Below are 25,687 nucleotides of genomic sequence, written 5' to 3'. Positions count from 1 at the left end.
AGATAAGAAGGTAAATGATATGGCAAATGTGATTTCAGAATGGGTACGGTGTTTTGTTTGCGGGAATAAAACAAGGTTACAGATACGGGCAGATACAGAGTTAAAAAGCTTTCCTCTTTACTGCCCTAAATGTAGACAGGAAAGCTTGATTGACGCAAAGGATTTGTTATTAAAAAATATATAGATTTTTCAAACTGTCTCATTGCCTATATTTTACTTTTGGATTATGCTCTTGGGCAGGAGGTGTTTATCTATGGCAAATGAAGATAAAAAAGATTTTAATGCAATGTTGAATGATAGTAAGGATATGCCTAAGTTTCAAGTTATTACGGATGAAAAAAGCATAGAAAAATATGGTGGAGACAGAATGTATTTTGCACCGCCGATTGATTACGACAGGAATATTTGTTTCGATTGTTGCATGGGCGAGTTTTCAGCGAAAAAATGATAAAACGCCGTATTGGCGAACATTGAAAGCAAATGGAGAATTAAACGCAAAGTATCCCGGTGGTATCGAAGCACAGAAAGAAGTCCATACCAAAACAGCTATGCCAATTGCCATTGTCCCCCAATACAACAGGCGCAGCAACTGCATGTATCCGGAAAAGCATCCAAAAATATCTGAGCTGATGACCAGACCAACCCCAATAGCAATGTTTTTCGCCAAATGCCTCTTATGGGAAAGGAACCCATCAGAGAATGGCTGTCACGCCATCCTCCCATACACTATGCTTTTTACCCATATACGAATCTTCTTTGACTTTCCATATCCAAAATAAACATTCCTTTTTTAGCTTTCTTCACCCAAATATTCTTCCAGGCAAATTCCCCTCTCATACATCTCCTTCGCAGCATTTACGCCCACATAACGATAATGCCACACTTCCTCCGCCACTTTTGTGATATCCGTTTTGTTTCCGGGATAACGGAAAATAAAACCATATTTGTAGCTGTTTTCCTGCAGCCATAAATAAACATCATATGCCGCCCCGTTAATATCCACTGCAAACCCAAGCTGATGCTCGCTGTATCCCGGCTGGGCAACCCACTGTCTGGCCATTTCTAAAGCCTCACTGTCTGAATAACCATCTTTTTTATATTTGGCAATTTTATCATCGTATAGGCTTTGCTGTTTCTCCTGTGTGCGATAACCAGATACCACCACGGGCAAAGCTCCCCAGTTAACCCCTCTGGCATCCTCAAGCATTTCCATGAGAGGTTCATAAATACGTTCATCCACACGCTCCCCTCCTTCCACCTCAACCAGATTTACACTGTAATTATCTGGAATCGGATTTTCATGATTGACAAGTATCAAATTCCATTGCTCAAGGGTATCTGCACCTTCTCTGCCGTCATAGTACTCCTCCGTTTCCTGCTTCGTTCCTGTGTGAACCTCCTCCATTGCCCGATTCTTGTCCTCTTTTGCAAAGTTTCCCAAAACACCCCACCAAAAACTGCCTGCAGATACCATAAGCATAAATAGAATTCCTGTTAAAAAATGCAAATGGCTTCCGTTTTTTCTTATGTGCTTCCTGTTTCTTTGGCCCATATCCATGATTCCTCCTACTATAAAAAACCTCTTGTTCCGACACAAATATCTTATCAAAAACAAGAGGATTTTATTTTGGATTTGTCCAACAGATATCTCCATTTTTCATACAGAATTTCTTACAAATTTCTTTCAGGGGGCGCTTTCATAAAACCTCACCTAAACTTTGCTGCCATTCTCCCCCTAAAACTCCGCCAAAAGTTCCACCGGACAGTGATCGGAGCCAAAAATCTCCGTGTGGATTTTTGCATCTCTAATCTTATCCTTTAAATCCTCGGATACCACAAAATAGTCAATGCGCCATCCCGCATTTTTCTCCCTGGCCTTAAAACGGTAAGACCACCAGGAATACACCTGCTCCATTTGGGGATAAAAATAGCGGAACGTATCAAGATACCCATGGCTTAAGAGCACAGAAAATTTTTCCCTTTCCTCATCTGTAAAACCGGCATTTTTCCGGTTTGTCTTTGGATTCTTCAAGTCAATTTCCTGGTGGGCCACATTTAAATCCCCGCAGAGAACCACGGACTTCTTCTCTTTTAACCCGTCCAGAAACAAAAGAAAAGCCTGCTCCCATTCCATCCGGTAGGATAGCCTGGCAAGTTCGCTCTGGGAATTTGGAGTATAGCAGGTGACAAGATAGAAATTGTCATATTCCAGGGTAAGAACCCGCCCCTCCATATCATACTCCTCTATACCGATTCCCTGAACCACGGACAAAGGCTTGTGCCTGGTAAAAACTGCCGTACCGGAATACCCTTTTTTCCTGGCGTAATTCCAATAGCTCTCATATCCTTCCGGCAAATCCAAAGAAATCTGTCCCTCCTGCAGTTTCGTCTCCTGAATACAGAAAAAATCTGCGTCCATCTCCCGAAAAACATCCAGAAATCCTTTCTGGACACATGCCCTTAAACCGTTTACATTCCATGAAATAAATTTCATATCTGACCTCTCCTTTTTCTCTCTTTCTTTTCCGCACTTCCCCTCAGGTCCAGGGAGATATATTTCAAGCTAGAAAAATCAAAATATTTTACCTATCCTAGGGATAATTCTAAATATGATAAAATATATTTTGCTATCTCCTCTGACACTTGATAATGTGTTATAAATTCTCCCCGATCACTATATTCACCCGGAATTATTTCTTCAATGTAGTAATTACCATCGCTTTTATAAAGTATCTGGGTATCCATTTCTTTTAACTCTTTTTTATTATCCCTTGATAACATAAATCTAACAATTTGACATTCAACTTCTCCGGGGGTTGGTGCATTATCTGCATATTCCCACTGATCCAGAGCTAACCCGTTTAGATATTGCGCTATTTCAGAAATATCGTCTATTTCATTCAGCAACGTGCTTTTGTCTGCTCCGTAAAACTGTATCTTCTGCTCTTTAGAAGTCTTGCGCAGTTCCTTTTCTGTAAATGATGTTTTTCCTTGATAATATTGGGCATTCTCTATATCATCTATTTTTTCAATATCACTATTTGGCACATAAAAATCAAGTCCCCACCCATCCAGTATGTCCTTCGCTGTTATATTCTTATTTAGTTCTAAGTCCTCCGGCGCATTAAGAAACCGTCCCGCCTTTTCTGATATTCTGGCTATTGTTTCTATTTCTTGATCATAATCTCGTATAATATATTCACCTTTATCGGAAATATATAATTCTAAGGTACTCATATGAACTAACGGTATTCCATCCGGTAAAAATATAGGTTCATCAATTACCTCATATGATATATAACTATATACCAAGTCTATATCTTCGGGCAGCTGTTCCATATCATTCCAAGATTCAATATCCAGTTGATTTACAAACCTTTCTATTTCTTTATGATTGTCAATGATACCAATCATCTCACCAGAAGCTGTAATAATTTCAGTAAATTGCTTTTTTTCATCGTTACTGAAATTCTCTTTTTGACTACAACCATATATTCCTATGGCACTAAACGCAAACAATAGAATAAATAATAATTTATTCATAGCTAATCTCCTCTGTCAATCTGTTTCATGGCACTATTCTACCATATGTACATACATAATTCTACTCAATTTCATTGATTGATTATCCTGTCATTCTACTAATGAATGATAAAAATTGATTTCCTCCTGGGAAAGTTCATAATAGAAAGTCAAATATTCTTCTGGAATTGAAAATGCTTTGATACTTTCTTCTGCCACCGTCATTTTGACAATGCTTGTATCCTCATAAAATGTAATGGTAGTATTTTCCTCAAGTAATCTTACTCCAAAACGTGCAGCCGGATACTTATATGCAACAAAAAAATATTGTTCTTTTGCCCCCTCTAATCCCCTTTTCCATTCATCTTGACGTTCTTCTATATCCGAACCATCAAAAATCGAACATTGGTTAAATTGATATAATTGTTCTTCATCACTTATTGTTTTTATAAGCTCATTATTATTTGTTGAATATATTCTGATTTCAGCCAGGTTATCTAAATTTTCCCTGGTATATTTTTCTTCCTGCTGTGCGGCACACCCTGCAAAAATACATAATCCAAACACAAGCAGGATACTGGTTATTATATAGCTTCTCTTATTCATTTTTCCCCCTGTTTTCTATAAGTAATTTACAAGTTGTAACTAATAAACAGCAAAACAAAATTATAATAGGTGCATATGGGCTCCATGCGTTTGTTATCATTCCAATCAAAACTGCAGCCACTGTAAACGGCAATGCCATATATATCCAACGATACCTTTTCATATAACCGCATTTAAGAGTACGTTCTGTATTTTTAATGATAATGCTGTCAATATGCATGGACATTCCCGCCCAAATAATGAGTGCTAACCATACCGTATCGGCTGCCCACCCAAAAACATTGCAGGCTGTCTGCCCAAGATAAATCATGAAAAAGCGTTCTATTTCGGAACTTGCCAAAAGAATAATCACTCCCACAATAATTATAACGGCATATTTTTTTCTTCTGCTTTCCTGCTGTTTCTTAAACTCCCCAAACACCTTATCATCAAATGCAAGGTGCTCATTTTTGATTTCCTGATACTGTTTGGTCTGGAAAAAATGCCAAATAATAATGATTATCCCTGCTGTCATTGTAAGCCAATAGAGAAAAGATATTATCATGCTATTGTGTTCAAAGCAGTCAAAGACATTTGATACTATAAAAAGACTTATTCCTCCCGTAATCTGCTTTACATTCTGCTTACTGTACGACAAATATCCGTCCAACATTTCCTGGCTGACATAGTACCCGCTGTTTGATATGGCTCTTTCTTCCATTACACCTTTTTCTTCCCAGTCCTCTTTCAGCAGGTAGTCTGTTGATACTCCGAACAGGTTACTGATTTGTACTATTTTCCCTACTTCAGGGATTCCTTTATCATTAACCCATTTCCCAACTGCCTGTCGGGATACCTCTAACCTTTCTGCTAAATCCTCCTGCGTCATACCTTTGTCTTTCAACAATGTTTTTAATTTCTGTCCTAATGTCATTTTTTATCCACCTCCTGCAAACATTCTACTTCTAACAACAGGGGAAAACAACCAATCTGTGGTTTCATCTCGTCAACTTTGCGTTTCGTTCCCTTATTTTATCGTCTTTTCTACTTTATAACTCCTGCGCCCGCTTTAAACAAATCTTTATTTCATCCCTAAAATTCCAACCTGCATATAGGAACACCAGAAAATTTCTACATTGTTAAATCCACATTTTTGTAATACCTGCATTTGCTCCATTATGGTGACAGGAAAATATTCTGTATTATATCTGAGTATATGGCTTTCACATTCTTCTTCGCTCTTTCCATTTTTCCGCTGAAAATTTTTCCAACGCTCCAAATATAATCTTTCTAAAATATCATTATTCGGTGCAAAATTTTCTACTGTGAAAAACATGCCATTCTTTTTTAAGGCATTATAACAATTTCTGATACTTACAATTCTATCCTCATATTTAAGATAATGGGTAACCAAAACTGCCGTAATAACGTCAAAGTCTGAATCAAATTGTAAATTTTGTATTGAAATTTCACGAAAATCAGCTTTTAAAGAACTGACATGTTCTTTCGCTGTCTTTAGCATCTGCGGCGAATTATCACAACAAACCATTTTCTTCACAGGAAGATTTTTCATTGCCAAATCTGCCATTTTTCCAGTTCCACAGCCTATGTCTAACCATGTTACGGGCATGGGAAAAGCCGTATGGACAATGTCTGTTATTTGTTTGAAATATTCTTCATAATATGGGAGAGTAATTGCTATGTTTTTATCATATTTTTCTGGTGAAAAAGCCTGCTTTTGCATCATCCCAATACCTGCCCAAAATTATCTAAAAAGCTCTGCAGCTTCCCCGCAAGCTTTCCAATATGCACGCCGTCAACAAAAGAATGATGCACCTGTACGGAAAAAGGCATAAAGATTTTTCCCTCTTTTTCATAGAATTTTCCCCAGTCAAACAAGGGAATGGCATTATCCTTTTTTCCGGATTCCGTATGGGAAATATGGGAAAAGGATACCCAGGGAAAAGATACTTTAAAAAGCTCTGTGGACTTGTCAAGATATGTAAACGACGTATGGATTGTCTCAAAAATAGCTGGTTTCCCTTCCACAAACCGACAACGAAACTCCTCTATTTCATTTGCGCATTTCGTTACTGCATACACAAAAGAAAATGTAAATGAAAATCCCCGTTTCTTTACCTGGGAGAGAAAATTTGTTATGTCCACATGAAAAGTTACGCAATACTGGGGATTTACACTGTTCCGAAACACCTGGCAATGCATGGCCCTTTTCCATGCAGATACATCAATATACTTCATAATCCATCCTCCTGATATAATTTTTTTCTTTATCATAGCTCATATGTTGTCTGATGTCAATATGTTGTATAATGTCTGTGTCAAAAAGAAAAGCACCTGCTTTTGCCGCAGATGCCAAAGTTTCATTCTATATTCAATTCTTTTATGGCATGCATAATATGAATCCGCATGGCGTTCTTTGCCCCTTCTGCATTCCGTTGTTCCAAAAATTCCATTATCATCCTATGGTCGACTAACGTATCCTTCATTGCTTTTTCGCTCTGAGTGGACAGTACAACTCCCTTTGAAATGGCCTGATATAAGATTGGCATAAGTTTATTCATAAACTCATTATGTGTGGCCTGTGCAATGGCTTTATGAAAAGAATGTTCATCCCTTGTTCTGTCCTCTCCATTTTTCATTTCATCTTCAATCCGCTTTCCGTAATCAAGTATCCTTTTTATCTCCCCATCCGTTCCCCTGACAGCCGCAAGGTAAGCCGCTTCCGGCTCAAAAATCAGCCGCATTTCATAAAGGTCTTTTGCATTTACTTTTACCCCGGAGAGCTGTTCCAAATCCCGGGGCTGTTCCAGTACCTTTTCCGTAACATAAGTACCTTTTCCACGCCTGATTTCCAGTATATGATAAGCGGCCAATATCCTGATTGCTTCCCGCAGTGTGGTACGGCTTACATTAAGTTCCTCTGACAATTCGATTTCGTTTGGAAGTTTGTCCCCAACAGAAAAACGCTTTTCTATGGTTATCATGGACAGGATATTATCAGCAACACTTTGGGAAAGCATTTTATTTTTCATAGTTTTGCCACCTTTTTTCTAAAGTATCTGTCATTTTTCTGATAATCAGAATAGCATAGAAAAAAATATTTTTCAACATATCTTTTTCACGGGATGGCGGACTACCGTTTTTAATCTGCTCACATCGCACCTTCTGGGGTCGGAGAGATAAATTTCATGATGGAACCGTGTATCTGAAATATCTATCCTGTAACCTTTTTCCTCCGCAAAATCCTGCATGGCCTGAATTGTCCGGGGTTCCTCATCATAAGAACCGATATGCATACACTGCACACACTCCCCTTCTTCATAAGTCAGAAATTCCGCTTTGGAAAAATCACTGTTCTTTTTTGTCGATGCCTCTTCTTTCGCCCAGAGAAAATCCTCCTTTTTCACAAAATCCGGCAGGCGGATAAGGGAAATAAAATTGAATTCTTCTTTTTTGGAATAATCAATTCCCGTCACTCCTTCCTGCCACCAGAAGCCCTCTAAGGGCGGCACAACATATTGAAAGTATCCGTCGATTTTATGGCTACCTTTATAACTCATTTTAATGGTAAAAGCAATTCCGTACAAAAGACCTATGCTCTCTTTGTACTCCCCCTCCTCTTTGTTGGGATCGCCTTTCCCCCGGACTGCAATATAGTTCATGGAAGGCACCCTGACAATCCCGGGCTTTTTCGGGGGCATATAAAATTCCTTGTATTCTTTCTTAAAATCAAATGACATATTCTCTCCTCCACTTTCGTTTTTTATAGTTTAACACATAAAATGGACAACTGTGTGTCATGTTTATAAATTTAAAAATTTTCTGCATATAAAAGAATGCCTGCTAAAAAGCAGACATTCCCTTTTCTGTTATCCGATTCTCTGAAGTATAATAGACGCATGATTGACAGCCTGGTTGTCAATCCCCGTTCCCGCCAGATAATCTTCCGTGGAAGACTTGTTCCGCAGGGCAACCCTTGCCCCTGCTGGAATAGAAGTGATAAACATTCCCGTTAATTCCAGGCGTTCCGTGTGGATTCGTTCGTCACAATAGAAACCGGAAAAGGATAATGGATTTTCCAGGCCGTTAATGGCCACTGCATAGGCGGCGTTTATCCGTCCCAGGGAAGGACGGATCAGTACGGAATAATCCACCCGGTAAATACCTCCTGTATTTACCGTAATCTCTGTTGTGTTTGGGATAAAGGAAAAATCACCGGACTGAAACGCCAATAAAAATTTAACTTCCCCCTCCGGAGGGACATCCTGGTATCCTCCCTGCATAACAGCGTTAAAATATGAAGATTGTATCTCAGAGCCGGAGGGGCCGGCTGGCCCCCGCTCTCCTTTTGGCCCTTCCGGGCCCATTGGTCCCGGCTCTCCCTTTGGCCCTTCTGGGCCCATTGGTCCCGGCTCTCCCTTTGGCCCTGCAGGACCCCGGGGCCCCGCTGGGCCTGACATGCCCTGGGGACCCATTGGCCCGGGACAGCAATTACAACAACAAGATTTATTACAATAATCTCTCATTTTCTTTACTCCTGGCAAATTATATTTCTACTTCATTTTATGCACAGGATTATAGTCTGTCACTCCTCCCCCAGCATAGACACAGGCTCTATTTTCCTGATTTTTACTGAGGCAAGAAATGCTGCAAATGCAGCCATAAAAAGGATTCCGAAAACGGAAGCCACAGGCCCAAGCAAATATATTTTAAGAGGACAGACCTTTATCTTACAAAAGGAAAGGCAAATAACAACCAGGGGTTCCATAAAGAAAATACTAAGGCCTGCCCCCACTGCTCCCCCTGTAAAAATCACCGGGAGATTCATAACCATTACCTGGCGGATCAGCTGCACTGTGGTAAACCCTACGGCTTTATTCAGGCCGAAATGTTTTCTCTCCTTTACCACCTTGGTTTTCACCAAAAGGATTTCCACAATTACTACTACAAAAACAGTAATCAGCCCAAAAATAATACAGATTGCTTTCATTGCCAATGCAATGCCATTGGTGACAGACTTTATCTGGACGCTGCTGTCCTGAATTTCTATTCCCGGAAATTTTTCTGCGGTTTTATCCATCACCTTTTCCACATCAACTCCTTCCCTCACATAGACATACAAGAACAGCACGGTGGAATCCCCGTTTAAATTTTTTGCCCCTATTTCTGAGAGCGTAACACGAAGCCCCATATTGGTAATTTTCTGGTCAATCCCGCAGACCACATAGGACTTGCGCTCTCCCTGGCCTGTGAGGTAGACGCTGTCCCCTGCCTCCACCTGTAAAATATCCGCAATTCCCGTGGATAATACCACTTCATTCTCATATTTGGGCCGCCTTCCCTCCACAATCATTTCATTTCTCATAAGCTCCGGATTCCTGCTGACATCACAGGTGCTCTCTGTCTTCTGGGAGCCGCTTTCTAAGCTGACACTCATGGTACTGCAGTAAAGCACGTCCTCCACTTCCTCCCAGGTTTCCATCTCCCTTCCCACTTCCTCTATATTTTCCCCGGAAAGGCAGATATTCCCCACATCTATCCCGATCATCTGCAAAAGCATCTCATTGTCCGTGCCGAAATTATCATAAAGGCTAAAGCCAATACAGCAGGAAAACGCCAGGAGAGCCACAATACAAAAAACAGACAGGTTTTTCTTTTTTTCCGCAAAGATATTTTTCCAAGAAATAGCCAGGTTTAACGGCAGCCTGGTTTTTTCCAGGGAGAAATAATTCTTTTTAAAATTGTGGGTGTCGATGCCTCCACGCAGGGCATAAAGCACTGAAATCTTCCGGTATGTCCTCCCGCTTAAGTAGGACACCAAAGCCACGATAAACATCACCGCTATCGCCGTACACACAGCCCCCGGCAAATGAAATGTCTGGTTCCAGGAAAGCCCTATCATAATCCCCTGGAAATTTCCGATTACCCCGCTTCCCAACACCCCAAGGGCAATGCCAAAAAGGGAGCCAAAAAATGCAAGGAATCCCATCTCCATCACCGCAGTAAAATTTAACTGCTTTGAGGTGTAGCCCGCCGCCATAAGGATTCCGATATTTTTCCGGTTCATCTCCATAAAATTGTGGATGCTGAAACGTATAATAAGCAGCACTACCACAATCAAAATCACAGAAAATACAAGGATAATCCCCATGCTGATGTTTGACATAATGGAAGCCCCCTGCTTCATGGTGCTAAAGTTCACCCCAAGCCCCAGATATTCTGACAGTTCCGGCATTTCCCGGTTTAAGGCTGCGCTGATATTTTTGTCAAATTCAAAACTGTCCTCCCCGGGTTTTAAACGCACTTTATACTGAATACATTCTGCCGCCTTTGCCGTTTCATTTTCCCGGATTAATTCCTCAAAACACTCCTCAGTGATATAGGTACTGTAACAGGAAATATTAGAGGGCGTTGCAAACAAAGGATCCTCCGCAAATCCCGCCACCTCAAAAGAATACTCCCTCTCCCCTATGGTGATAAAACACGAATCCCCCAGGCCATACCCTTCCGCCGCTTTCATGTAGTAGGGAAGATAAATGCTCATCTTTTTTATACTGCGGCCAGGCTCCGGCAAAATCCCAATCTTCCTCTCCTCCTCTAATTTCCCAAGGACAAAGGCAAACTCCTTCTCCTCTGTCTCCCCTCTTTTTTTGTATTTTACACTTTGCAGGTACATTGCAGGGGATTCCTCATATTCCGCCACTTCCTCCCTGGAACTTAAAATTTCTGAAAGTTTTTCTCCCCCTCCGTTTGTCATATATAGGAAATCCGCCGTATGGGCTTTTTCATAGGCCAAATCCTGCACCATGCCCATGCCCAGGAAAACGGAGATACTGGTATATAAAAGCATAGCCCCAAGGGAAATCAGGGCAAAGAGCACAATGAAATCCCCCTTTTTCTTTTTCATGCTGTTTTTTGTGATATAAAATAATCCCTGCATATTACCACCCCATTTCCTGTAAAAATGTGCGCAGTTTCTCATGCCGGTTTTTATCCCCTCTCACATAGGCTCCCAAAAGCAGCTCCCCGGTAATCACCCCGTCGCTTAAATACAGGATACGGTTTCCCCTTCTGGCGGAACGCATGTCATGGGTGACCATCACAATGCTCTGTCCCTTCTGGTTTAACTCTGTAAACACATTTAATACATTTTCCGTGTTCTGGGAATTTAATGCCCCGGTGGGTTCATCTGCAAAAAGGATTTCCGGCTCATTGATGATTCCCCGGACAACCGCCGCCCTCTGCTGTTCTCCCCCGGAGAGCTGGGTAGGAAATTTGGAAAAAGCCTGCTCTGAAAGCCCCACGGATACCATCAGCTCTTTCGCTTTTTTTGCCAGGGCTTTTCTGTCCCTGTTTACCAAGAGCCCGCACACCATTATATTATCCAAAACACTCATAGTATCATTGAGATAATTCTGCTGAAATACAAAGCCGCAGTGGGTTCTGCGGAATACCGCCAGTTTGTCATTGCTCAGTTTGGATATCTCCTCCCCCTTATAGGAAATACTCCCCAAAGTGGGTCTGTCCATACCGGAAAGGGCATAGAGAAGGGTACTCTTCCCAGAACCGGAATTTCCCATAATAACAGTGAAATCCCCCTTTTCAATGGTCAGGTTTAAATTTTTCAGCACATGCTGCTGTAAAGATTCATTGGAAAAAGTCTTGCACAAATCCTTTGCTGTTAATATACTGCTCATATTTTACCTCCTTTGTGGCAACGTTTCCCGTAAATAGCTGTCACCCTTATTTTCATTTTTCATTGTAACAGTATGCATCCCCAAAATCTTAACCTGTTTCCTGTGTATTTCTTAACTGTTTCTTATTTCTTTTCCCACTAAACCTTTTTCAGAAACAATTCCACCACAAATCCATTGTCATTATAATACTCCATTCCTCCCTTCATCTGCTCCATAAAAGTCTTTGCCAGATAAAGCCCAAGGCCGGATCCTTCCTTCCCCTTAGCGTTGCTGCCCCGGAAAAATTTTTCTGAAATCCGGGGCAGTTCATCTTCCGGCACTCCTTTGCCATTGTCCTTGATTCTAATGTGAAGTCCCTCTTCCTCTTCCAAAAATTCCACCGTCATCTGTGTGCCCCCATATTTCCACCCATTGTTCATACAGTTGTCTATGACCTGGGAAAACCTGAGTTGATCCATATAAACCATACATTCCGGGATTTTGGGGGCAATATAAATCTGACCGTATTCCTGCATATCAAAGAGCATGTCCTTAATACAAAGGGAACTCTCCTCCAAAGGCTCCACCTTTAACGCCATAAGCTCCTCTAAGGTGGCATGGAATAAATTTCCCACCAGCTCGTCAATCATTTTTGCCTTGTTGTCAATCATACCGATTTTCTTTTGTATACCGGGCTGTTTTTCCTCAAGAAGCAGCACCTCACAGGCCGCCCGTATGGCCGCCACCGGTGTTTTGATATCGTGGGAAAGTTCTGCCACAAGCTCTTTTTTGCTCTGATTGGCCAGGCATTCACTTTCCCTGGCACGCTTTAATTCCTCCCGCATAAGGTCAAAGCTCTCCGTAAACGCCCCAAAATAATTATGCTTCCTGGCTTTAAGGGGGAAATCCAGATTCCCCTTTGCAATCTGCCTGGCAAATTTCCGGAGATTTAAAAAGGGACGTATAAACTGTACATACAAAAATCCCAAAAAGAGATATCCCAAGAAAAGCAGCAGGAAAAAAATTCTAAGTATCCTCTCTTTCATATTTGCTTTCAGTTCCAGATAACGGTTTTCCTCTGGATAAAATATAATTTTGCCTGCCAGATTCTTTTGTTCCATATAGTCAAATACCAGCGCCGCCCTTTTTTGCCCGTCTGACAATTTTACTTCATAATCCTTATCAGATATAAATAAAATTTTGCAGTGATATGCCTCTTCAATCTTTTGCCTGTCCATTCCCGCTGTTATGGACTCCTGGGCCAAAATCCTCTGCTCATTGTAAAATACCATATCCCTGCCGGGATAAGGTTTCCTCCCAAAATATGCCAATATAGAAAAAAGCAGCACACCCATCACCAGGGTGTAGACTGCCGGAATATACCTGAATTTCATATTTTTTCCTCACTCTTTTGACTTTGCTCTTTTAGTTTTAACATATATCCTGTCCCCCATATGGTTTTAATAAACTCCGGTTCATTGGGATTCTCCTCCAGTTTTTCCCGAAGCTTGCGGATATGCACATTTAAGGTGCCGTCGCTGTAAAAGGCATCTCCCCATACGGTATCAAAAATTTTCTCCTTTGCCACAATTGTATTTTTATTGTCATAGAGACATTTTAACAGGGCAAATTCTTTCGCTTTTAAACCAATCTCCCTGCCCTTCACCCATACGCTTAAGGTCTCCTCGTGGAGAAGAAACTCCCCCCGCCCCTCTTCCTGCAGAATATTGTCTGAAGTTTTTTTCTGTCTCTCCATCCTCTTTAAAATCACTTTGACTTTCGCCAAAAGGATACTTAAGGAATAGGGCTTTTTGATATAATCGTCCCCGCCGATATTTAAAGCCATAAGCACATCGTCATCCCTCTGCCTTGCGCTGATAAATAAAATGGGATTTTCCCATTTCTTCCGTATTTCCCGGCACAAGTCAAAGCCGCTTTCCTCATTTAAATTAATGTCCAGCAAAAGAATGTCCACCTGGTTTTTCTCTAAAAAGATACGTCCTCTTTCGGCATTTTCCTCCCGGGCAATACTCACCCCGAACATCTGAAAATATTCACATGTCATTTCCGCCAAATCTGTTTCATCATCAATAATCAGACAGTTATAATGCGCCATTTCCTGTTTCTCCCCATGTTAAATTTTACCTGTAAGATAAATAAAAAGCCCTGCCTGGAGGATGAAAATAAAAGGCATCCCAAGCACAAAATACCAATGCTTTGTCTTGTGGCGGAACAGATACATCCCCGCCCATGTGCCAAGGCTGCCCCCTAAAATGCTTACCAGAAAAAGGCTCTTTTCCGAAATTCTCCATGCATGGCGCCTGGCCTTTGACTTATCCATGCCCATAAGACATAAACCCAGAAGGTTTATTACAATAAAATAAAAAATAACTGCATACCAAATATGTATCATCCTTTACTCTCCTCATATCTCTCCGCACCTTTTTTCAGACGGTCAAGCCCGTCGTATAACCTGCTTTTCGGACACGCAACATTCATGCGCATAAATCCCTCTCCCTCATTTCCATACTGGCTCCCCTCCGAAACATAAAGCCCGGTATCCTTCCTGATAAACCTGCAGAATTTTTTATCATCCATCGCAAGCTCCCCACAGTTAATCCACATCAAATAAGTTGCCTCTGAGGGCATTGTCTTTATCTTTGGAATATTTTCATTGATAAATTCTGCTGCCGCCTTCTTGTTTTCCCAAATATATTTTCTTAGCTCCAAAAGCCATGCTTCCCCTTTGGTGAATGCCGCAACCGCCCCTTCGATTGCAAAGGCATTTGGCTCTGCCGTTGCATTTTTTTGCATTTCCCTTACCTTTTCTTCCTCTTTTGCCCTGTAAGGGTTCTGGTTTCCATCAATTCTCATAGAGATATCATCATCCTTCTTCGACGAAATCTTTTCAGACATAAATACTGTCTTACCTGTTGTTTCGTCCCTTCTTTTCAAAAATTAAAGGGATTTGACGTGTAAATGTCTTTTTGATGGTGCGGGATGCAGATTATGGAAAGCCAGTTCCTGAAAGCAGAACAGAAAAACAAAACTCCCCGTCTTTGACAGTAAGATTTACCTGTCCATGATACTTTCTTGCCGCCGCCCTGACATTTTTAAGCCCCGTGCCTTCCCGGAATCTCTTTTTTCCATCATAGCTGTTGGAAATCTCTATAAACAGAAAATCCCCCTGGGATTTCCCCTCCACACGGATATATTTTTCTCCCTCTTCATTGATGCCGCAGCCCTTTACCGCATTGTCCAGTGCGTTAGATAAGATAATGCACAAATCAATATCCCGCACCTGGCAGGGATAGGGAAGAAGTAATGAGCAGCACACAGAAATTCCCCGGCTCTCCGCTAACCCCAGCTTTCTGTGAATGAGAATATCTGCCAGAGGATGGTTTGTGCAGAAGGGAAATGAACATTTCCCCGCCAATTCCTCCATATCCCCCACATAATCCAGGGCCTGCCCCACCTCTCCCTGGCGCAGCAGTTCCTTTAAAACCACCATATGGTTTTTCACATCATGGCGGAAGGATTTCGTCTCATCTTCATGCATTTTTGCCTCTGTGACATACTGGCGGAAATAGTTTTCTTCCTGGGTAAGAAGGGAAAGCTCCCTGTTCAGGCGGAAGTTTTCTTCCATCTTTTGATAACCTAAAAGAATACAAAACAGACTTGCCATAGCAAGAACTTGCAGTATAAGCATTTGGCCGTGATTTGCATTTAGCACATTTCCCTGATTATCTGTCAAAATATCATTCCCATAGATTTCTTTTTTCACATACTCCAACATGAAAAAAATCAAAAATACCGGCATAGAAAATAACATCACATAAATATCATTTTCTCTTTCTTTTGGCGAAAAGTATTTTAAAATGCCAATATAGCAGGCCAGGGATAAAAACAGCTCCACAATATCCCACAGCAGTGAACACAAAATTCCCGCCCTCACAGAATAAATGGAAAACAAAAAAGGATGAACCATGCTGGTAAGGGAACATGCGATTCCATAGCTCAGCCGCATTACTACAAGGGTCAAAAGACCGCAAAAAACAAAGTGCAGAGGCCGCAGTCTTTTCTTTAAAAAGCGGAGAAAAAAATAGAGCTGGGCACACAGCTCCATGCCGCCTATGATGTAAGCAGAAAATATATCTAAAAAATATGCCACCCTAATTCCCCCATTCTTTCATATACTGAAAAACCGCCTGGGAAAGCTCTTTTTTACGGAGACGAGAAACGGGAACTTCCTCCCCTTTTTCCATATATGCCACTTTGTCATTACAGCTCTTCAAATAGTTTAAATTTATGAGATAACTCCTGTGACATTTAAAAAATCTTTTGTCCAGCCTCATTTCCAGATTTTCCATTTTTTCATAAAAATCTATGACCTGGGAAGACTTAAGGTGCAGATACACTTTCCGGTTAATGACCTCGCAAAACACAATATCATCAAAGGAAATCACGCTGCTCTCGCACCCTCTTTGCACCAGGAGTCTTGCGCTTTTAGCCTGGGACATGGAAGAAAAGAGACGCTCCATTGTCTTTTCAAATTGTTTTTCCTCTATGGGCTTTAGGAGATAATCAAATGCCCACACTTCAAAGGCGGAAAAAACCATCTCTTTTAACACAGTGGTAAAAATCAAAAACCCCTGAAATTGACCATTGCGGAGCTTTTTTGCAGTCTCCATTCCGTCCATGTTATCCATTTGAATATCAAGAAACAAAATATCCAGTTTTTCCCTGCACTCCAAAACCGCCTCCCCGGACCCAAAAAGAAAGAACTCTGCATCCCTGTTGTTTCTGTTTAAAAAAGAAACTGCCAGGTCTTTTATTCTACTGCACATACATGCCTCGTCATCACATATTCCAATCCGTATCAAGTCTTCCTCCTTCCCCGGGAATACTCACCTAACCCTTATTTAAATCTCCTGGTCAGCACAGCATCCCTGCCGCCCAGCCCTTCACTCTCTTAAGTATATGTACAAGATTTTCCTGGGAAAATACCTCCCCTCTCAAGTCACACACTCGGTAAGGCTCCTCTCCCATTAAATCAGGCAGAATCACTTCTTCTGCGGACAAAAGTCCCAAAAGCCCTGCTTCCGTAAGGCGGAAAATTCTTTCCCGGCTGTCTTTCTCCCCCACCTGTATGGTGTGAAATCCCATATGTAACAGATAGCGCTCCACATAATTTATCCATTCACTCCCCGCTTTTTGGGGAAATAAAAGAATTCCCGCTTTTTGGCCTAACGCCTCCTCCCGCTCCTCTCTGGCAACCATCTTTCCGTTTTCAAAAAACACCTCGTCGGTTACGGTTTTTACAATATTTCCATACCCTAAAAGTGTCTCCCCTTTCTTTTCTAAAAGGGTCAGTGTGCCCAAAATCCGACTCTGGCTTTCCGGGGATGCCGCCACCTCCTGGGAAAAACGAAGCTCTACTCTTGCCATTCCATTTTTTGTAATATGTTCTGCAAATTTATGGTCCCCAGTATTCACATCCATGCGGTATAAAATCTTTGTCACTGCCCCGGTTATCTCTTTCGCCCCAATTTTTATTTTATACCTGGTGCCAAGCCTTAACTGGTCATCCGACACCCATAGAATATCCGCCTCCACACACTCTGCCGGGGTAAACATATCTTCCTTTGCCAAAAAATATCCCCTTGCCACATCTAATTCCCGGTCAAGTTCCACCGCCGCAGGCTGTCCCTCTTCAATCTCATCCCTTTCCTGGAAAAAAGAATACAATTTGGAAATCTTTGCCCTTTTCATGGTAGGGTACACGAAAATCTCCTGGCCCTTAGATATTTTTCCCCCGAATACCTGGCCTAAAAGGACGCGTCTCTTTATCTCTTTTCCCGGTATTTGGCTGGATTTTATGGTTTTTTGTATTGGCATATAAAAACTGCTTTCCGGCGCCTTCTCCCCCTGGCTCTTTATAATGGCTGAAAGAAGCGTCTCCCCCTGATACCAGGGCATATGATTGGATTTTTCTCCGATATTGTCCCCGGCTTTTGCCGCCACCGGTATAATCTGGTAAGTGCAGTCGTGATACTCCTGCATTAGGTAGGTTATCTCTTTTACAATACCCTCAAACACTTCCCGGTCAAAGTGCACCATATCCATTTTATTTACAGCAAAAATCATTTTTCGGATACCCATAAAAAAACAGATTCTGGCATGTCTCCTGGTCTGGGGTACAATCCCTTTATTGGCAGAAATCATAAGCACCGCCAGGCTGGAAAGCCTTGCGGCATATGCCATATTCCCGGTATACTCCTCATGTCCCGGCACATCAGCCATTAGGAATGTGCCGGTATCTGCCCTAAATCCGCTGTAAGAAACCTTTACGGTAATCCCCTGCCTTGCCTCCTGTTCCGACACCCCTGCCAGCATGGCATAATCCACCGTCCCGTCCCTGCGGAGATACAGGGGATTATTTTCTATCTCCCGCCTTTTTTCATCACCTGCTGCCTCATACAAAATTCTTCCAATCACGGTGGACTTCCCGTCATCCACCCCGCCGCAGCTAATCATCCGAACCACGTTCTCTTCCCCGGATGCCCTGGCTGACAAATGAAAAAGCAGAGCATCCCTTTGCCTGGTTTTAGACAGACTTTGCTCTGCTGTTTCCTCTCTGCTTTCTGTTTTTTCCATCTCAAAGAAAAGCTCCGGCTCCTCTGGATATAGCGCCTGTGCTGCCAGTCTCTCTATCTGCTCCCTGTCCCCTCCGTCTTTTAAGGGCACAGTATATGCGTCTTGGCTGGCATAAATCTCCCGAAATCTGTGAATGGTTTCCACTTCCAACTGATTGCAGCACTTTTTTTCTGCCATAACAAGTCCTCCCCACAGCTTCCGATACCGTGCATTTTATAAATATATATGCGCGGTATCAGTCCTCCTGAATATTTACAGACGCCTCCCGGATGCGCAGTTCTACCTGAGGGCTGCCCTTTTTCACCAATTCCGCCAAAAGTTCCCACAGTGCATGAATATGGGAAATCACCACCGCATTCGCCTCAATACTATGGGGAAGCAGGGTATGGAGGGAAAACAGCCTTACACCCAGAGGCGGTAAAAACACATAGTTATTTGTCTTTGTCTCTTCCATGTTGCTCTTTATCATCTCATAGGTAATCATACAAAACTCACTGCCCTGGTATTCACAGAAAAAGGAAGTGTAGCACTCGTCCACAATCCACACACGGCCCTCTTCCTCCACTGTATATTTCTCTTCATTTCCCTCGGTGGTCTGCACCTCCAGCTTCCAGTGCAGCTTTCCCTCTCTTGTCTCTTTCTGCATCTTCATAAGCATCTGGGTTAATTCTTCTGGTTTCATAAGTTTCTCCTCATTCTGTTAATCTAAAAATTCTACTGCCCCGGTGTCAATATGATACATTGCCCCACATACTTTCACTCCATTTTCATCTTCTGACTGGGACAGATTCAATTTTTCTTTAATAACGGAAACGCTTTGCTGAACATTGAGACAGCTGGCACGCAGTTCGTCCTTTTCCTCCCCGATAGCTTTACGGATTTCATCGGTGATAAACTTCACATAACCTTCCGGGTCGCTGCTCATCGCTGCTCCCACGGCTCCGCAGCGGCTATGGCCCAGCACTACTACAAGCTTTGTACCAAGATGGTCTGCCGCATACTCGATGCTGCCAAGCTGATGACGATCAATAACGTTTCCTGCCACACGGATGACAAAAAGCTCTCCAATGCCTGCCATAAAAATACTTTCCGGTATCACCCTGGAATCGGAGCAGGTAATTACAACAGCATAGGGAGCCTGACCCTCCTCAAATGTCTGCCTGCGGATTTCAGGTGAAATATTACCGGAATTGGTTTTTGCTTCCAGATAATTCTGATTTCCTCTTTTCAGCTTAGAAAGTGCCTCTGCAGAAGATAAATTGTCTTTGTTCATTCTTATTTCCTCCTTAAGTTCATTCCTTTTCCCGTCTATTATATCAAGTTATCAGCACTAGGACTAGACCCTTTTTCATTTTTCTTTTCTCATTCATTTACTCTGTAAAATGCCTTTTCTTTGATGGTCAAATCTGCAGATTTTAACAAATCCGGGCGGTGCTTTTTTGTCCGGAGTATGGACTGCTCCCTCCTCCATGCCTGGATTTTTACATGGTCCCCGGACATTAAAACCTCCGGGACTTCTCTCCCCATCCATTCCCTGGGCCTTGAGTACTGGGGATACTCCAAAAGCCCCCCCTCCAAAGATTCCGTCTCCCCGGATTCCTGGTTGGTTAAGACCCCTGGCACCATACGGGAAATAGCATCCACCATCACCATGGCAGGCAGTTCCCCTCCGGTTAAGACGTAATCCCCCACAGACACATAGTCCGTTACAATTTCCTCTAAGACACGCTCGTCCACCCCTTCATAGTGTCCGCAGAGAAGAACAAGCTCTTCCTCCCCTGCCATCTCCTTGGCCATAGCCTGGTGAAACAGGGGTCCCTGGGGGGTAAGGTAAATTGTCCTTGGCTTATGGCCGATTTTATCCCTTATCGCCTGATAGGCATCAAAAATGGGCTGTGCCTGCATCACCATGCCGGCCCCTCCCCCGTAGGGGTAGTCGTCCACTTTCAAATGCTTATCCCTGGTATAATCCCGGATGTTTACCGCCTCTATGGTTAAAATCCCCTTTTTTGCCGCTTTTCCGATAATGCTTGTGGAAAGGCCCTGCATCACCATTTCCGGAAATAAAGTAAGAATATAAAATTTCATTTAGTTTCCCTCTTTCCCTATTTCTCATTGGCTTCCCTAAGCCCCGGCAGGAGGTGAAGCACAATTTTTCCCCCAGGGATATCCACGGATTTGACACATTCTTTAATGGCAGGCACCAAAAGGTCTTTCTCCCCCTGTTTTTTTATCACATATATGTCATTTGCCGCCGACTGCAGCACATCCCCGACTTCCCCTAAGTCCTCCCCCTCATCGGAAACTGCAGAAAGGCCCATAAGGTCCGCAATATAGTATTCGTTTTCTTTTAAAGGCACTGCATGTTCCCTTGTGACAAAAAGCTCTTTCTGCCTTAAGTGCTCCACTTCATTGATATCCCCAAACTCTTTGAATTTTAAGATTACCATATTTTTGAAAAATCTCACATTTGAGATATGGAGCAGAGTTTTTTCCTTTCCCGTATCCAAAAGAATCTCTTTCAAATCTAAAAAACGTTTCGGGTCATCTGTGGTGGGAAATACTTTCACTTCCCCTTTTAATCCATGGGTGCTTGTAATCACCCCTACCTTAAATAAGTCTTCCATAGGCCCTCCTATGCCATGAGAGAAAAATAGCGTCCGAAAGGACGCTATATATTACATAATATCTACAATTACTTTCTTGTCTTCCTTAGAGGCTGCTGCTTTTACCACAGAGCGGATTGCCTTGGCAATGCGGCCCTGTTTGCCGATTACTTTCCCCATGTCAGACTGTGCCACACGAAGTTCCAGTGTGATCGTCCTGTCTGTCTCCGTCTGGGAAACCACCACTTCCTCCGGGTGATCGACTAACGCTTTTGCAATTACTTCCACTAATTCTTTCATCGGTTACACCTCTCTTTATTTAACCGCTATTTTTCAATTCCTGCAGATTTGAAAAGTCTGCTGACGGTCTCTGTGGGCTGTGCTCCGTTTGCTAACCATTTTTTTGCCAGCTCTTCATTTACATGATATTCGCTGGGGTCTTTGGTTGGGTCGTAAGTGCCGATTTCCTCAATAAACCTTCCATCTCTGGGAGATCTGGAATCCGCTACAACGATTCTATAGAAAGGAGCTTTCTTCTGTCCCATTCTTCTTAATCTGATTTTTACTGCCATCTCTTTCACCTCCTGGTTTGTATTTATTTTATGTTAAAAAGGAAGATTAAATCTGCCTCTTTTACCGCGCTTACCTCCCATCATTCCGGGAATCTGCTTCATCATTTTCCTCGCCTGTTCAAACTGCTTTACCAAACGGTTTACCTCTGCAATATCCACCCCTGCGCCGTCGGCAATCCTTTTTTTCCGGCTGGGATTTAAAAGGGAAGGATTTCTCCTCTCCTCCGGGGTCATGGAATAGATAATGGACTCTGTGCGCTTCATGCCCTTTTCCGCCTGTGCCTCATCAATTTCCGGCATTTTCATGCCCCCTAACCCTGGCATCATGCCCATGATGCTGGTAAGTCCCCCCATCTTTTTCATCTGGCTCATGGAGCTTAAATAGTCCTCAAAATCAAACTCGGCCTTTTTCATCTTCTGCTCTAATTTCCTGGCCTCGTCCTCGTCAATGGCTTCCTGGGCTTTTTCAATCATGGTGAGAACATCCCCCATGCCAAGAATCCTTGACGCCATACGGTCCGGATAAAACTGCTCCAAATCCGAAAGCTTTTCCCCCATACCGATATACAATATGGGCCTGCCTGTAACAGCCCGGATGGAAAGGGCCGCACCGCCTCTGGTATCCCCGTCCAGCTTTGTTAAAACAACGCCGTCGATACCGATTTTTTCCTGAAAAAGATTTGCCACATTTACGGCATCCTGCCCCGTCATGGAATCCACCACAAGAATGGTCTGGTGAACCTCCACCTGTTCCTTAATGGCGGCAAGTTCCGCCATCATATCCTCGTCTATGTGAAGACGTCCTGCAGTGTCTATAATCACCACATTATATCCGTTTTTCTTTGCGTGCTCCACTGCCCCTTTGGCAATATCCACAGGATTATTTTTATCCCCCATGGAAAAAACTTCCACGCCCTGTTTCTCCCCGTTAATCTTTAACTGGTCAATGGCTGCGGGACGGTACACGTCACAGGCTGCAAGCAAAGGTTTTTTCCCCTTCTGCTTTAACTTTCCTGCAATCTTTGCCGTGGTGGTGGTTTTACCTGCCCCCTGGAGACCCGCCATCATAATCACAGTGACTTCGCTCCCGGGCTTTAATGCAATCTCCGTGGTCTCGGAACCCATAAGGGCAATCATCTCTTCGTTTACGATTTTAATCACCATCTGGCCTGGGTTTAACCCGTTCATCACATCCTGCCCGATGGCCCGCTCCTGCACGGTTTTGATAAACTGCTTAACCACTTTAAAGTTGACATCCGCTTCCAACAGGGCCATTTTTACTTCTTTTAAAGCGGCTTTTACATCTTCTTCTGTCAGCCTTCCCTTACTTCTTAAGTTTTTAAATACATTCTGCAATTTCTCCGACAGATTTTCAAATGCCATAGGTCAAAGCTCCTCTAAAATCTCCCTGGAAATGGCGGCAATCTCCTTCATCTCCGGTTCCGTTTTCTTAGCTGCAATGCTTTCAATCTCTTCTGCTTTTTCTTTTATCAATAAAAACTTTTCCACTAAGTGAAGTTTCTCTTCGTATTCTTCCAGTTTTTTGCTGCAGCGCCTGATTAAATCATGGACGCCCTGGCGGCTGATGCCCTCCTCTGCGGCAATTTCCCCCAAAGACAAATCGGAAAATGCATAGTCCTCATATATTCCCCGCTGGTGCTGGTTTAAAAGTTCCCCGTAAAAATCGTAGAGGTACGCCTGTCTTGCCTTTGTCTCCATACTATCCTCCGCTGACAAGTTTTTCTCCTTGACACCTTTGGTAGGATACCACATAATTTCCAGGGTGTCAAGGTTAATTTTAAAACTTTCCCCTCGTCTTGATTTTGTCACTCAGTACTCATTTTTTCACAGCTTCCATACATTTTTAATTCCAGAATAATTCCTCTAAACAGGTCTATCTCCACCGGAATTCCCGCCACCATTTTTATAATTTCTTCCCTGATTTCATCCACATTCTGTTCCACGCATTCTGCAATTTCATTCATAGGCCCTGTCTCTGTCCAATAATTCCGACAGACGCCATCTGTCAGGGCACAATTTACAGACCTGGGATTAAACAGGCTTCTCCCGTCGCTGTAATAGTACCCGTCATACCAGTTTTTCAGTTCCTCAAAGCGAACGCTGCCACATTCCCGTGAAAGTTCCTCTGAATATTTTTCTAGTTTAACTCCGCAGCAATCTGCTGTCTGTGCCGTTTATAGTAAGAATATATTTTATTAACTTCAATCTGTTTAAAACGTTTGAAATCCGGGCTCATCTCTTCAGAAATCCAAAATTTATCAAAAACTGACTGCCTCATTTTTATCAATTTCTGATAAAAAACTTCTTTTTCCACAAGGTTACCACTTTTCAGCAATTGCAGCAGTTCCACACCAATATAATTCGTCCCCTCTGTCTCAAATTCTCTTTTTAAGGGCTTAGATACCTTTAATTGCGGTTCAAAATAAACGCTGTTCTTTGCTATATTGGCATAAAAAAGCATTTTCATGCTCTCTTTATCCTGCATGGATTTACTGTCGAAACCCTCTTTATCTTTAGGATAACGGCTCTCAATATAACTTTTCAAAGGCTGGGCGCTGGCAGGAAAATTGTTACCTCTTACATTGTCCATATGCGTCCGCAACTGCCCGTCCAGTTGCACATTCCTATACCGTTCCAATACCTGTAATAGCTTTTCACTGCTGCCTATTTCGGGATAAATATCTGACGCCGCCTGTCTGGAACGGATTGTGTGCAGCATTACTCTATGAGTATTGGGACTCATCATAAATGTTGTTTCCGGAAGATAATAACCATTCAGGCCACCCTCATTTGACAAATATTCCGGGACATTTAGGAAACTGTTCATATCCTCTGCCAGTTTGCCCTTTTCTCTAAAATATTTTTCCCGTACACGGCCTTCGCACTCATTTACTCTGTCTATAAATCCACAATAAAATTTATGCGTCCTGCTTTCAGAACCACTTTTCCATGTATAAGGACCAGATAACACTCCCATTGTCTCTTCTGACAAAGCTGTCAGATGTTCTGCGGGAATCTCCTGGGACGTATCATTTTCGGCATCACCGTCTATCCATCGGTATACAATCTTATGGGAATTATCCGTTGCAGGTACATGTTCAGATTGGATACTGTCCTCTGGCAATGCATTTACAATCTTTTCCCCCTGGCCCATAACCTCTGCCCGGGCCTCGATAAAAGGCATTTTATACTGGTCCGTTTCCAGGACTTCTCCAGGTTTTTCCCACTCAAATGTAAATCCCCGGAAAAAATGTATGCCCACATCTCCAATCCACTCAAGCTGGAGAGGTGCCCTTGGAACTGTATAACGTCTGTTCAATCCAAACACACAGATGGTATTGCCGGAATACTGTTTTGTCTGGTCAAAAATACTCTGGGCACTGGCGGAATTGGAAGCCATGCTCTCAAAGACTATCGTGGGTTTTTCGTTCTGGACTAAGTGAGGTGGATCCTGGGTATTGGGATTTACATTTTTGATGTGGGAAAGCTGGACGACCCCGCCGCCGGATTTTTTCTGCAAAACCGGGGCTGGCACAAATCCTGCCCGTATGTTTCCGGGAAGCCCCCTGGAATTTTTTACAGCAAAAACATCCCCTCTGTACACACTTTTTACAGGGGATACTCTTTTTTTCATTTCGGATTTCATTTTTTCTTTTTTATCCTGCATCAGCATAAAATTCCCCCTATCCTTCCACCTATCTCACCTCTGTCCTGAGAGCCTTTGCCCCCATAAGATCCGCTTCCCGCTCTAAGGCCCCGCTGTCGTTTACCAGTTCCCCGGCAATGCGCCGGGTGGGGGAAACCCTGCCCTGCATCTGCTGCACCACATGCCACGCCTCGTGGGGAAGGTGCTTTTCCTGGCCGGGAGCCACATGTATTTCCGTCCCTTTTGTGTAAGCGTGAGCCTTAAGGCGGGAGGGCTTTAATGAATTATAATGGACGGTTACATTTTCCATACTCAAACTTCGCACTTGAATAAGTGCCTATGCACCTTGAAAATTCAATAAGAACTGGCATAAAAATAGCA

At 42.7% G+C, this 25,687-nt stretch carries 31 protein-coding genes and 1 pseudogene; 2 read left to right on the top strand and 30 right to left on the bottom strand.

The genetic code is table 11. From position 1 onward, the window contains the following. Window positions 1–19: 19 nt before the first annotated feature. A complete protein-coding gene (locus D7Y06_RS17680) occupies window positions 20–184 on the top strand; it encodes a cysteine-rich KTR domain-containing protein (protein WP_120409061.1) in 165 nt (54 codons plus the stop codon). Between the two features lie 69 nt (window positions 185–253). Beyond that, window positions 254–530 (top strand): annotated as a pseudogene (locus D7Y06_RS17675) (methylated DNA-protein cysteine methyltransferase); the annotation flags it as partial. A gap of 260 nt (window positions 531–790) precedes the next feature. Here the strand turns inward: D7Y06_RS17675 and D7Y06_RS17670 are convergent. From D7Y06_RS17670 to D7Y06_RS17530, 30 genes are all read right to left on the bottom strand, one after another. Beyond that, window positions 791–1,558: a M15 family metallopeptidase gene (locus D7Y06_RS17670; RefSeq protein ID WP_120409060.1), complete on the bottom strand. Its 768-nt coding sequence runs from the start codon at window positions 1,556–1,558 to the stop codon at window positions 791–793. A 177-nt stretch (window positions 1,559–1,735) separates the two neighbouring features. Continuing rightward, a complete protein-coding gene (locus tag D7Y06_RS17665; RefSeq protein ID WP_120409059.1) occupies window positions 1,736–2,494 on the bottom strand; it encodes an exodeoxyribonuclease III in 759 nt (252 codons plus the stop codon). A 92-nt stretch (window positions 2,495–2,586) separates the two neighbouring features. Beyond that, entirely contained in the window at window positions 2,587–3,543 is a 957-nt protein-coding gene (locus D7Y06_RS17660; RefSeq protein WP_120409058.1) for a hypothetical protein, read from the bottom strand. A gap of 90 nt (window positions 3,544–3,633) precedes the next feature. Then, the gene (locus D7Y06_RS17655) at window positions 3,634–4,128 is read right to left on the bottom strand and encodes a hypothetical protein (RefSeq protein ID WP_120409057.1); all 495 of its coding nucleotides are present in this window, start codon (window positions 4,126–4,128) and stop codon (window positions 3,634–3,636) included. After that, a complete protein-coding gene (locus D7Y06_RS17650) occupies window positions 4,121–5,041 on the bottom strand; it encodes a helix-turn-helix domain-containing protein (RefSeq protein ID WP_120409056.1) in 921 nt (306 codons plus the stop codon). The genes D7Y06_RS17655 and D7Y06_RS17650 overlap by 8 nt, the downstream gene beginning before the upstream one ends. A gap of 147 nt (window positions 5,042–5,188) precedes the next feature. Then, complete coding sequence (locus tag D7Y06_RS17645) at window positions 5,189–5,854, bottom strand: class I SAM-dependent methyltransferase (protein WP_120409055.1); 666 nt, start codon at window positions 5,852–5,854, stop codon at window positions 5,189–5,191. Beyond that, entirely contained in the window at window positions 5,851–6,366 is a 516-nt protein-coding gene (locus D7Y06_RS17640) for a CatA-like O-acetyltransferase (protein ID WP_120409054.1), read from the bottom strand. Before D7Y06_RS17640 ends, D7Y06_RS17645 begins: the two co-directional genes overlap by 4 nt. Before the next feature lie 122 nt (window positions 6,367–6,488). Next, window positions 6,489–7,160: a FadR/GntR family transcriptional regulator gene (locus tag D7Y06_RS17635; RefSeq protein WP_120409053.1), complete on the bottom strand. Its 672-nt coding sequence runs from the start codon at window positions 7,158–7,160 to the stop codon at window positions 6,489–6,491. Between the two features lie 72 nt (window positions 7,161–7,232). Beyond that, window positions 7,233–7,868, bottom strand: a complete 636-nt coding sequence (locus D7Y06_RS17630; RefSeq protein WP_120409052.1) for a GyrI-like domain-containing protein — start codon at window positions 7,866–7,868, stop codon at window positions 7,233–7,235. A gap of 129 nt (window positions 7,869–7,997) precedes the next feature. Beyond that, a complete protein-coding gene (locus D7Y06_RS27820) occupies window positions 7,998–8,531 on the bottom strand; it encodes a hypothetical protein (RefSeq protein ID WP_305793778.1) in 534 nt (177 codons plus the stop codon). A gap of 182 nt (window positions 8,532–8,713) precedes the next feature. Next, window positions 8,714–11,068, bottom strand: coding sequence for an ABC transporter permease (locus tag D7Y06_RS17620; protein WP_158591410.1), 2,355 nt, complete (start codon window positions 11,066–11,068; stop codon window positions 8,714–8,716). A gap of 1 nt (window position 11,069) precedes the next feature. Further along, a complete protein-coding gene (locus D7Y06_RS17615) occupies window positions 11,070–11,825 on the bottom strand; it encodes an ABC transporter ATP-binding protein (protein ID WP_120409050.1) in 756 nt (251 codons plus the stop codon). 137 nt (window positions 11,826–11,962) lie between these two features. After that, complete coding sequence (locus D7Y06_RS17610; RefSeq protein ID WP_120409049.1) at window positions 11,963–13,198, bottom strand: HAMP domain-containing sensor histidine kinase; 1,236 nt, start codon at window positions 13,196–13,198, stop codon at window positions 11,963–11,965. Then, window positions 13,195–13,920, bottom strand: coding sequence for a response regulator transcription factor (locus D7Y06_RS17605; protein ID WP_120409048.1), 726 nt, complete (start codon window positions 13,918–13,920; stop codon window positions 13,195–13,197). Before D7Y06_RS17605 ends, D7Y06_RS17610 begins: the two co-directional genes overlap by 4 nt. Before the next feature lie 18 nt (window positions 13,921–13,938). Then, complete coding sequence (locus D7Y06_RS17600) at window positions 13,939–14,217, bottom strand: DUF1294 domain-containing protein (protein ID WP_120409047.1); 279 nt, start codon at window positions 14,215–14,217, stop codon at window positions 13,939–13,941. Beyond that, on the bottom strand, window positions 14,214–14,720 hold the full coding sequence (locus tag D7Y06_RS17595; RefSeq protein ID WP_147415707.1) for an aminotransferase class I/II-fold pyridoxal phosphate-dependent enzyme: 507 nt from the start codon (window positions 14,718–14,720) through the stop codon (window positions 14,214–14,216). The genes D7Y06_RS17600 and D7Y06_RS17595 overlap by 4 nt, the downstream gene beginning before the upstream one ends. 91 nt (window positions 14,721–14,811) lie before the next feature. Continuing rightward, window positions 14,812–15,975 (bottom strand): sensor histidine kinase, encoded by a 1,164-nt coding sequence (locus D7Y06_RS17590; protein ID WP_120409045.1) that lies wholly within the window; start codon window positions 15,973–15,975, stop codon window positions 14,812–14,814. 1 nt (window position 15,976) lies between these two features. Beyond that, complete coding sequence (locus D7Y06_RS17585) at window positions 15,977–16,687, bottom strand: LytR/AlgR family response regulator transcription factor (RefSeq protein ID WP_120409044.1); 711 nt, start codon at window positions 16,685–16,687, stop codon at window positions 15,977–15,979. Window positions 16,688–16,739: 52 nt separating this feature from the next. Then, window positions 16,740–18,638, bottom strand: coding sequence for a GTP-binding protein (locus D7Y06_RS17580; RefSeq protein ID WP_120409043.1), 1,899 nt, complete (start codon window positions 18,636–18,638; stop codon window positions 16,740–16,742). Between the two features lie 58 nt (window positions 18,639–18,696). Further along, complete coding sequence (locus tag D7Y06_RS17575; protein WP_120409042.1) at window positions 18,697–19,143, bottom strand: hypothetical protein; 447 nt, start codon at window positions 19,141–19,143, stop codon at window positions 18,697–18,699. 18 nt (window positions 19,144–19,161) lie between these two features. Next, window positions 19,162–19,734, bottom strand: a complete 573-nt coding sequence (locus D7Y06_RS17570) for a carbonic anhydrase (protein WP_120409041.1) — start codon at window positions 19,732–19,734, stop codon at window positions 19,162–19,164. Window positions 19,735–19,823: 89 nt separating this feature from the next. Beyond that, complete coding sequence (gene trmD / locus D7Y06_RS17565; RefSeq protein WP_120409040.1) at window positions 19,824–20,549, bottom strand: tRNA (guanosine(37)-N1)-methyltransferase TrmD; 726 nt, start codon at window positions 20,547–20,549, stop codon at window positions 19,824–19,826. A 17-nt stretch (window positions 20,550–20,566) separates the two neighbouring features. Continuing rightward, complete coding sequence (gene rimM / locus D7Y06_RS17560) at window positions 20,567–21,088, bottom strand: ribosome maturation factor RimM (protein ID WP_120409039.1); 522 nt, start codon at window positions 21,086–21,088, stop codon at window positions 20,567–20,569. Between the two features lie 51 nt (window positions 21,089–21,139). Beyond that, window positions 21,140–21,367 carry a KH domain-containing protein gene (locus D7Y06_RS17555; protein ID WP_120409038.1) on the bottom strand — a complete coding sequence of 76 codons (228 nt, stop codon included), beginning with the start codon at window positions 21,365–21,367 and terminating at the stop codon, window positions 21,140–21,142. Between the two features lie 26 nt (window positions 21,368–21,393). Then, window positions 21,394–21,639 (bottom strand): 30S ribosomal protein S16, encoded by a 246-nt coding sequence (gene rpsP, locus D7Y06_RS17550; protein WP_120409037.1) that lies wholly within the window; start codon window positions 21,637–21,639, stop codon window positions 21,394–21,396. A 33-nt stretch (window positions 21,640–21,672) separates the two neighbouring features. Continuing rightward, entirely contained in the window at window positions 21,673–23,022 is a 1,350-nt protein-coding gene (gene ffh, locus D7Y06_RS17545; RefSeq protein WP_120409036.1) for a signal recognition particle protein, read from the bottom strand. A 3-nt stretch (window positions 23,023–23,025) separates the two neighbouring features. Then, the gene (gene ylxM, locus D7Y06_RS17540) at window positions 23,026–23,358 is read right to left on the bottom strand and encodes a YlxM family DNA-binding protein (protein ID WP_120409068.1); all 333 of its coding nucleotides are present in this window, start codon (window positions 23,356–23,358) and stop codon (window positions 23,026–23,028) included. 107 nt (window positions 23,359–23,465) lie between these two features. Then, a complete protein-coding gene (locus D7Y06_RS26055; protein WP_158591409.1) occupies window positions 23,466–23,624 on the bottom strand; it encodes a hypothetical protein in 159 nt (52 codons plus the stop codon). Between the two features lie 173 nt (window positions 23,625–23,797). Then, entirely contained in the window at window positions 23,798–25,333 is a 1,536-nt protein-coding gene (locus tag D7Y06_RS17535) for a hypothetical protein (RefSeq protein ID WP_120409035.1), read from the bottom strand. 22 nt (window positions 25,334–25,355) lie between these two features. After that, the gene (locus D7Y06_RS17530; RefSeq protein ID WP_243119377.1) at window positions 25,356–25,616 is read right to left on the bottom strand and encodes an eCIS core domain-containing protein; all 261 of its coding nucleotides are present in this window, start codon (window positions 25,614–25,616) and stop codon (window positions 25,356–25,358) included. Between the last annotated feature and the right edge of the window lie 71 nt (window positions 25,617–25,687).

It is taken from the genome of Roseburia sp. 1XD42-69 (assembly GCF_003612565.1).
In the GTDB taxonomy this organism is placed as follows: Bacteria; Bacillota; Clostridia; order Lachnospirales; family Lachnospiraceae; genus Roseburia_B.
This window is presented reverse-complemented; position numbering and strand designations above follow the sequence as displayed.